General features: G+C 65.9%; 6 protein-coding genes and 1 pseudogene. 3 read left to right on the top strand and 4 right to left on the bottom strand.

The genetic code is table 11. From position 1 onward, the window contains the following. Nucleotides 1-74: 74 nt before the first annotated feature. The gene (locus tag VNW74_RS22005; protein ID WP_325680724.1) at nt 75-1,376 is read right to left on the bottom strand and encodes a primosomal protein; all 1,302 of its coding nucleotides are present in this window, start codon (nt 1,374-1,376) and stop codon (nt 75-77) included. Between the two features lie 81 nt (nt 1,377-1,457). Next, nucleotides 1,458-2,288, bottom strand: coding sequence for an alkaline phosphatase family protein (locus VNW74_RS22010; protein WP_414686745.1), 831 nt, complete (start codon nt 2,286-2,288; stop codon nt 1,458-1,460). Between the two features lie 283 nt (nt 2,289-2,571). Between VNW74_RS22010 and VNW74_RS22015 the strand changes: the two genes are divergently transcribed. Continuing rightward, a complete protein-coding gene (locus tag VNW74_RS22015) occupies nt 2,572-3,981 on the top strand; it encodes a PE-PPE domain-containing protein (RefSeq protein ID WP_325680728.1) in 1,410 nt (469 codons plus the stop codon). Nucleotides 3,982-4,126: 145 nt separating this feature from the next. After that, nucleotides 4,127-4,750 (top strand): uracil phosphoribosyltransferase, encoded by a 624-nt coding sequence (upp, locus tag VNW74_RS22020; RefSeq protein WP_325680730.1) that lies wholly within the window; start codon nt 4,127-4,129, stop codon nt 4,748-4,750. A gap of 1 nt (nt 4,751) precedes the next feature. On the opposite strand, the gene VNW74_RS22025 is transcribed toward upp, so the two are convergent. Together VNW74_RS22025 and VNW74_RS22030 are read right to left on the bottom strand one after the other, a co-directional pair. Beyond that, nucleotides 4,752-6,365 carry a phospho-sugar mutase gene (locus VNW74_RS22025; protein WP_325680732.1) on the bottom strand — a complete coding sequence of 538 codons (1,614 nt, stop codon included), beginning with the start codon at nt 6,363-6,365 and terminating at the stop codon, nt 4,752-4,754. A gap of 8 nt (nt 6,366-6,373) precedes the next feature. Next, nucleotides 6,374-7,177, bottom strand: coding sequence for a purine-nucleoside phosphorylase (locus tag VNW74_RS22030; RefSeq protein ID WP_325680734.1), 804 nt, complete (start codon nt 7,175-7,177; stop codon nt 6,374-6,376). A gap of 34 nt (nt 7,178-7,211) precedes the next feature. Here VNW74_RS22030 and VNW74_RS22035 point away from each other — a divergent pair. After that, nucleotides 7,212-7,936 (top strand): annotated as a pseudogene (locus tag VNW74_RS22035) (M20/M25/M40 family metallo-hydrolase); the annotation flags it as partial.

A 7,936-nucleotide genomic window follows, 5' to 3' on the forward strand; every position in this document is an offset into this window, starting at 1 on the left:
GATGAATCCGCCGTGATCACTTGCCAGCGCCTTAGCCGCGACGCTCGCGCTGATGTCGTCGGCGGCTTGCGGCGCTATTCGCGCCTTAGCCGCGACTCCACGAACCGCTCCAGCTCCTCCCATGCCCGGACCGCTGCGGCGTAGGGAGGCGCGGGCTTGCTCACCGAGTCGGATTCGAGCACATAGGCCGCCAGCTTGCCCAACGGGCGATCCGTCGCAAGCGCTTCGTCGACGGTGTTGTCCTCGGCGTAGTCCCCGACATCGCGAAGCAGCTCGACCGCCAGATCAAGCTGCTCACGGTCCACTGCATCGGGCCCGTCGGCCAAATCGTCGACCAGCCCGGTAAGGACGTAGACGTTGTCGTCGGTGACGTCGACCCGCAGCGAGCCGTCGGTGGCCGCAGTACGGATGTCGTCATAGGTGCTCAGGTCGGACAGATCGTGGTCGTGCTCATCGGCGAGATATCTGGCCAGCGCCCGCTCCGAGCTGAACACGCTGATGCGACCGTTGCGTCCCAGAAAGATCGGCCGGTCGTCGAAATAGCAGCGCAGCGTGTAGAAAGTGCCGGCACCGGTCATGATCCGGATCGGGTCGATGCCGACTTTCAACCAGAAGTCCTCGTCACCGCCCAGCACGACATCGGTGGCGGTGGTACGGGCCTTTCCGGTGTCCCGGGCGTCGGTGTCGTCGACGCTTTCGGCCGCGGACTCGGTCTGTTCCTCGTCGGCGCCGTCGTCGGTGATCTCCAGATCTTCCTCTTCGACGTGCTCCTCTTCGACCGGTTCGGCCAGCTCGGCGGCGGCGGCTTCCGATGCGGCGCTCTCCACGTCCGGAGTGCTGACGATCTCATCCAGCGCCCTGATCACGTCATCCCAGCTGCGCCCGATGACCTCGGCGATCGCATGCCAGCGTTTGAGACCGGCTTTGCCGGTGAAGTGGCCAATTCCCCCCGACAGCGTGCCCAAGGTGGGGTTGCCGTTGAAAAACTTCATCACCGCCGGCAGCTCGCAGACCGACCCGATGGACGAGACGATCGCCAGCGCGTTCGCCAGCGTCGTGACCGACTCCTCGGTCGGTTTATCGGAGACCACGTCTTCAACCGAGATCAGATCAAATTGCTTGTCGTCGGCGGGCTCGAGCTTGTGCGCGTTGGCCTCGGTCAGCCCCTTCCACGCGGGATGGTCCACCAGATCGTTGTCGGTGTTGGTGCGTACGAATGCCACCAGGTCAGCGGGCGTCTCAAAAGCGTAGAGGTCCTCATCCTTACCCAGAAACGCCTCCCACTCGTCGCCGGCGTCGCGCCAACGAGGCGCCCACACGGTGTAGCGGTCACCGTCGGTCAGGCTCAAGCGGATAGGCACGAGGTCAGTAGGCATGCGGCACACAATAGCGACGAGCCGCGCGGCCGCCGGACGCCAGGCTGCGGTCAGCCGGTTGCTGCCCGCGATGATTCGAGGTCAGGCCCCCCAAATGTCAGTGATGGCGGGCGCTCTGGTCGCGTAGCCGAGCTTAGGCAGCCCGTACATCTGCTCCAGCGTGGACAACACGTTGTAGTGGCTGATGGTCTCGCCGTAGGCGCCGGGTCTGACGTTCGCCCCGTAGATGACCGTCGGAATCTGATTCCGGGAGGTGTTGTCGTCCTCGTCCCAGGTCAGGATCAGCAGGCTGTTGTTGGCTTTCGCCCACGTCGCGTACTGCGACAAGTTCTGATACAGCCAAGTGTCGCCCGCAGCGATCGAGCCGTCGTGCATGTCATCGTCGAGGTTGGGGGTGACGAACGCGACGGTCGGCAGGTTGGCGTAGTTCTGAGGATTTCCTGGGGCCGGAAACGCAGAAAACGGAAGCGAGTAGGAGCTGGGGATATTGCTGAAGCTGACCCAGGGCACATGCTTGCGCGCATACTTCCCCGCCTTGCACTCCGTCGAGCCGACCGCAGGCAGGCTCTCCGCGTACCCCGCGAAGGTGTAACCGGCTGCAAGCAATTCCGAACCGAGGTTTGGCGTGTTGCCGGCGTTGACAGGACAGACGTTGTCGTTGACCAGTGTGTTGCCGGCGAACAAGGCGTAGTAGTTGGGTTCGCTCGGATGCACTTCGGCGAAGGACTGCGCCATCATCGCGCCGTTTGCGGCCAGCTGGTTGATATAGGGCGCCGACTTGTTTCCGATGATGTTGGTTTGCGAGCGATTCTCTTCCACCACCACGACGACGTGTGCGGGGGTAGGAACCGCGGCCGCCCTGAAGTCCACTGGACCGGTCTTGTGGGCCTGATGAACCGACGGCCACGACATCACCGCAGCGGAAACCGCCAGTACACCAAAGAGGCTGACCGCTCGATATCGTTTGTCATTCCGCCATGGTCGGCGCGGCATGGCGGGAGTATATGGTTCTTGCGCGCGCTCATCGGTCGACGCGCAGGCGTGTCGGGTTGCTAAGCGCGATGGACAAAATTGCGAATTGCAACATGACGGGTGCCCGAACAGGACATGATGTTTGCCAATCGCCGGGCCGGGGACAATAGAACGCGATCTATGGCTGCATTCTCGGCTGGCGCGATACGGCTGGGAGGTCGCGATGTCAGGGCTGAGGTTGCGCTCGCCGGTCTACGTGCTTTTGGCGATCAGCTGCGTCGCGATAATGGGCGTGACGTCGATGATGACGTCGGCGTTCGTGTTCGGCGTGAAAGCGATCATCGCGGAAGCCCGGCTGCTGGCCAACGACGGTTTGATCATGGGCGGCACCGGAAACCCGATACCCGACCAGGATTACCTCAACAGTGTCGAAGCGCTCTACCTGAGCCAATACCTGCCCCCGAACAACGACTACAGCTACTCCGGCCTGGAAACACCGGAGCAGTTCTGTCCGATCATCTGCAATGCCAGCCAGCCTGACCTGACTTTCGCCGACTCCGTTAACCAAGGCGTCATGGCCCTGAACGGCGCGATACTCACGGACTCGCCGGGCGCAAACGACGTCTCCGTGCTGGGCTATTCGCAGAGCGCGACCGTCGCCACCGTTGAGATGAACGACTTGATCAACAACACGCCGTCCGGCGTGAACCTGAGCGACCTGAATTTCACGCTGCTCGGTGACCCCAACAGCCCGATCGGCGGCATCCTGGACCGTTTCCAGTTTCCCGACGGCGTCGGCCAATTCAGCTTGAGCCCTGAGCCTCAACATCTTCCGTTCCTGGACATCCCGCTCAGCCTGGCAACCACCCCGACCGACCCCTTCACAACCGACATCTACACCGGCGAGTACGACGGCTGGGCCGACTTTCCCGAGGACCCCAGCAACATCTTCGCCGACATCAACGCCCTCATCGGGATCGAGACGGTGCACCCCTACTACCCGGATCCGACTCCCGGGGTGAACTTGGACACCACCAACATGATCGATCTCGGCACCATCGGGAACACCACCTTCTACGACATTCCCGCGCCGCTGCCGACGTTGGCGTTCATGTACGACGGTGGGCCCGCGGGGCTGTTCTTCTACGATCTCTTCGACCCGTATGCGAGCCTGTCCGACGACTGGGCCTACGGCAACCCGGGCGATCCGGGCGCCGGCATCGAAGTCAACGGGGTCGACCCGATCGGTGCTGCCGGTCCCTGGACGGTTGATGCGACCGGCCAACTGGTCGAGTCCGGCGTCGCCGGGTTCGACCCGAAGATGGATCCGCTGCAGATGCTGGCCGGCATGGAATACGCCGGGGTGCAGACGTTCGTCGGCCCGATCGACGACCTTCTGGAGGATGCCGGACAGGCGCCGCTGCCGTCGTCGTTCGTCGACTCGCTGCTGTCGGGCTATGACGCCACCAACCAGCTGGACGCATCGCTGCTCACTACGTGGACCGACCTGACGGCGAGCATCCCGTCGCTCAGCCCGGACGCCATCTTGGACGGGGCGCCGCTGATCTCCGGGCAGCCACTGATCGACCTGGTCGGTTACGGGTTCGACATCTTCAACTTCTTCGGCGCCTGAGCCGCGGCCGCGGGCTAGCTCTGATGGCCCGCTTCCTCCTCATCGCGCTGCGCGCTCTGCATCGTCAGCGGGCTAGCTCTGATGGCCCGCTTCCTCCTCATCGCGCTGCGCGCTCTGCATCGTCAGCGGGCTAGAGTCGAGTCCCGTGGACGTCCGCGTCGTTGACCACCCGCTGGCCGCGGCCCGGCTGACCACATTGCGCGACGAGCACACCAATAGTGCGGGGTTTCGTGCGGCGTTGCGTGACCTAACGCTGATGCTGGTGTACGAGGCCACTCGTGACGCGCCCCGCGAGACGGTCACTGTGCGCACACCATTGGCCGAGACGGCCGGAACACGGCTGGCCAATCCACCGCTGCTGGTGCCGGTGTTGCGGGCCGGGCTGGGCATGGTCGATCAGGCGCATGCGCTGCTACCGGAGGCGCGGGTGGGCTTCGTCGGTGTCGCCCGCGACGAGGAAACGGCGTTGCCCGTGCCGTATCTGGAGTCACTGCCCGACGATCTGCGCAGCCAACCGGTAATTGTCCTCGACCCAATGCTGGCCACCGGCGGGTCGATGACCCACACCATCGGGTTGCTGCAGCGTCGCGGCGCCCACGACATCACCGTGCTGTGTGTGGTGGTCGCGCCGGAAGGCATTGCGGCGCTGGAGAAAGCAGCGCCCAACGTGCGGTTGTTCACCGCAGCCGTCGATGAGCGCCTCAACGATGTGGCGTACATCCTCCCAGGCCTCGGCGACGCCGGCGACCGCCAATTCGGGCCGCGTTGAGTCACCAGTGTCGCACCGACGACGCCAGTTCGTCGCAGAGCGCGGTGGCGCGACGGCGAGCAGTGGCCAGATGGGCGGTCGCCGCAGATCGAACTTCGATGTAGCACTTGACTTTCGGCTCGGTGCCCGACGGTCGGACCACGACCCGTGCTGACGTGTCGGCGTCGCCGCCGGTGAAGATCAGTGCATCGGTGCGATCCGGGCCTGGGCGCTGCAGCAGATCCGTTGTAGTCGAGGCGAATCCGGCCAGACGACTCGGCGGCGAATGCCGTAACCGCCGCATCAGTGCGGTCGCCTCGTCCGCGTCGGCCACCGCCCGTGACACCGCTGCGCCGACGTGCACGCCGAATCGGCGGGCCAGGTCATCCAGAGCGTCGAGCACGGAGTGGCCCTGCTGTTTCAGCGTCGCGACCAGGTCACAGGCGAGCACCGCGGCGCTGATGCCGTCCTTGTCCCGGACCGCGGCCGGGTCGACACAGTGGCCGATCGCCTCCTCGTAGGCGTAGATCAATGTGCTGCCGGGTAAGTCGGCATCGGCGCGGGCCAGCCATTTGAAGCCGGTCAGGGTCTCTGCGTGGCGCGCGCCCCAGTGTGTGGCGATGGCGGATAGCATCCGCGACGACACCACGGTGTTCGCCACCACACTGGTGGCGAGCTTGCCCGGTTCGGTTCTGGACAAGATGAAATCGCCTAACAGCCAACCGGTCTCGTCACCGGAGAGCATCCGCCAGCCCGCCGGTGTGGCTATCCCGACCGCGCAGCGATCAGCGTCGGGATCCAGCGCGATCGCGATCTCGGCGTTGACGTCTTGGGCCAGCGCCAGGAGCGCGTCCGTGGCGCCGGGTTCTTCGGGGTTGGGGAAGCGGACGGTCGGGAAGTCGGGATCGGGCCTGAACTGGCCAGCGACGGTATGCACGTCGACGAAGCCTGCGCGTCGCAGCGTTTCGACGGCCACCGCGCCACCCACGCCGTGTAAGGGTGTCAGCGCCACCCGGACCGAGCCCGGCGCGTGCCCGACCCGGGCGGCCCGCTGGATGTAATGCTCGACCAGATTTGCATCAGCCGGTTCGACGTGCGCCCTGACGATCTCGTCGGCGAAGGGGGCGACGGCGATAGCGGTTTCGATCTCGTGGTCGGTGGGGGAGATGATCTGAATTCCCCCGTCGACGTACACCTTGTAGCCGTTGTCGGTCGGCGGATTGTGTGATGCGGTGATCTGGATGCCTGCTGCTGCGCCGGTGTGTCGTACGGCAAACGCCAGCACCGGTGTGGGCACCGGGTCCGGAAGCAGCACCACTGAAAAGTCCGCGGCGGCAAGCACTTCGGCTGCTGCTATCGCGAATACCGCCGAGCCGTGCCGAGCGTCGCGCCCGACAACCACCGTGCAACGGCCGAGGCCTCGACCGCTGAGTACCGTCGCAACTGCCCAGGTGGCACGCAGCACCACGGCGAGGTTCATCGCGTCCGGCCCACCTCGGACTGGACCGCGCAGTCCCGCGGTGCCGAACGTCAGCGGCCGGGCGAATCGTGCGGCCAGTTCGGCGTGATCGCACCGGGCGAGCTCGGCGGCCGTGATCGGGTCGGGGTCGTGCGCGATCCAATCCTGCGGTGTCACGCCAGCCCTCAGAGTCGCGCGACCACGTCAGCCAGCAAAGTGCCCATCCGGGTCGCCGAGGCCGCGCCGGCGGCGAGTACCTCGCCGTGGCTGAGGGGCTCACCGGTGATCCCGGCCGCCAGATTCGTCACCAGCGACACGCCCAGGACCTCTGCGCCGGCCGCGCGCGCCGCAATCGTTTCGTGCACGGTGGACATGCCCACCAGATCGGCGCCCAGTGTTCGCAGCATCCGGATCTCGGCGGGCGTCTCATAATGCGGCCCAGGCAGCCCGGCGTACACGCCTTCAGCCAGCGTTGGGTCGACCCTACGGGCCAGTGCCCGCAGTCGCGGTGCGTAAGCGTCGACCATGTCGACGAACTGGGCCCCGATCAGCGGAGACCGTGCGGTCAGGTTCAGGTGGTCGCTGATCAGCACCGGCTGGCCGACGGCCAGGTCCGGGCGCAGCGCACCGGCCGCGTTGGTGAGCACGACGACGCGTGCGCCGGCTGCGCACGCCGTCCGCACCGGGTGCACGACGTGTATCAGGTCATGGCCCTCGTAGGCATGCACGCGACCGGCCAGTACCAGCACGCGGTGCTGACCGATACCCACCGACAACACTTGACCGGTGTGGCCCACCGCGGTCGGCGGGGTGAAACCAGGCAAATCGGCCATTGGCAGCACCGCGGTTGTCGGGCCCAGTGCGGCAACAGCAGGCGCCCAGCCTGACCCCAGAACGATCGCGACATCGTGTTCGACGATTCCGGTGCCGTCGGCGATGAACTGCGCCGCCCGCCGTGCGAGCGCGTCGGGGTCGGGCGGACCGGTCACAGTGCGCGAGCTTAGTCGGTGAGATACTGCGACAATGGCCGCAATCCCGGTGCTGGATCAGGTCGAGGACACGGTGCGGCGTCGCAGCACCGACCTCGTCGCGTTGTCGCATGCGATCCACGCCGAGCCGGAGCTGGCCTTCGCCGAGCACCGCAGTTGCGCCAAGACGCAGACATAGGTGGCCGAGCGGGGCTTTGAGATCACCGCGGCCGCGGGCGGTTTGGATACCGCGTTTCGTGCCGACTTCGGCAGTGGTCCGCTGACTGTCGGGGTCTGTGCCGAATACGACGCACTGCCCGGGATCGGTCATGCCTGCGGCCACAACATCATTGCCGCAGCGGCCGTCGGCGCCGCACTGGCGCTGGCCGACGTCGCCGACGAGTTGGGTTTGACGGTTTCACTGCTGGGCACGCCCGCTGAGGAGTTCGGTGGCGGAAAAGTCTTGCTGCTCAACGCCGGAGTCTTCGACGACCTTTCGCTCGCGGTGATGGTGCATCCCGGTCCGGTCGACATCGCGGCTGCCCGGTCGCTGACCCTGTCCGCGGTCCGGGTGAGCTATCGCGGAAAAGAAGCTCACGCGTCAGCCGCGCCGTTCCTGGGGGTGAACGCCGCCGACGCGGTCACCGTCGCGCAGGTGGCGATCGGGCTGTTGCGCCAGCAGCTGGCACCGGGGCAGCAGGTGCACGGCATCGTCGCCGACGGCGGGCAAGTCGCCAACGTCATCCCCGCGCACACCGAATTGCAGTACACGATGCGTGC

The organism is Mycobacterium sp. (genome assembly GCF_035570115.1).
GTDB lineage: Bacteria > Actinomycetota > Actinomycetes > Mycobacteriales > Mycobacteriaceae > Mycobacterium.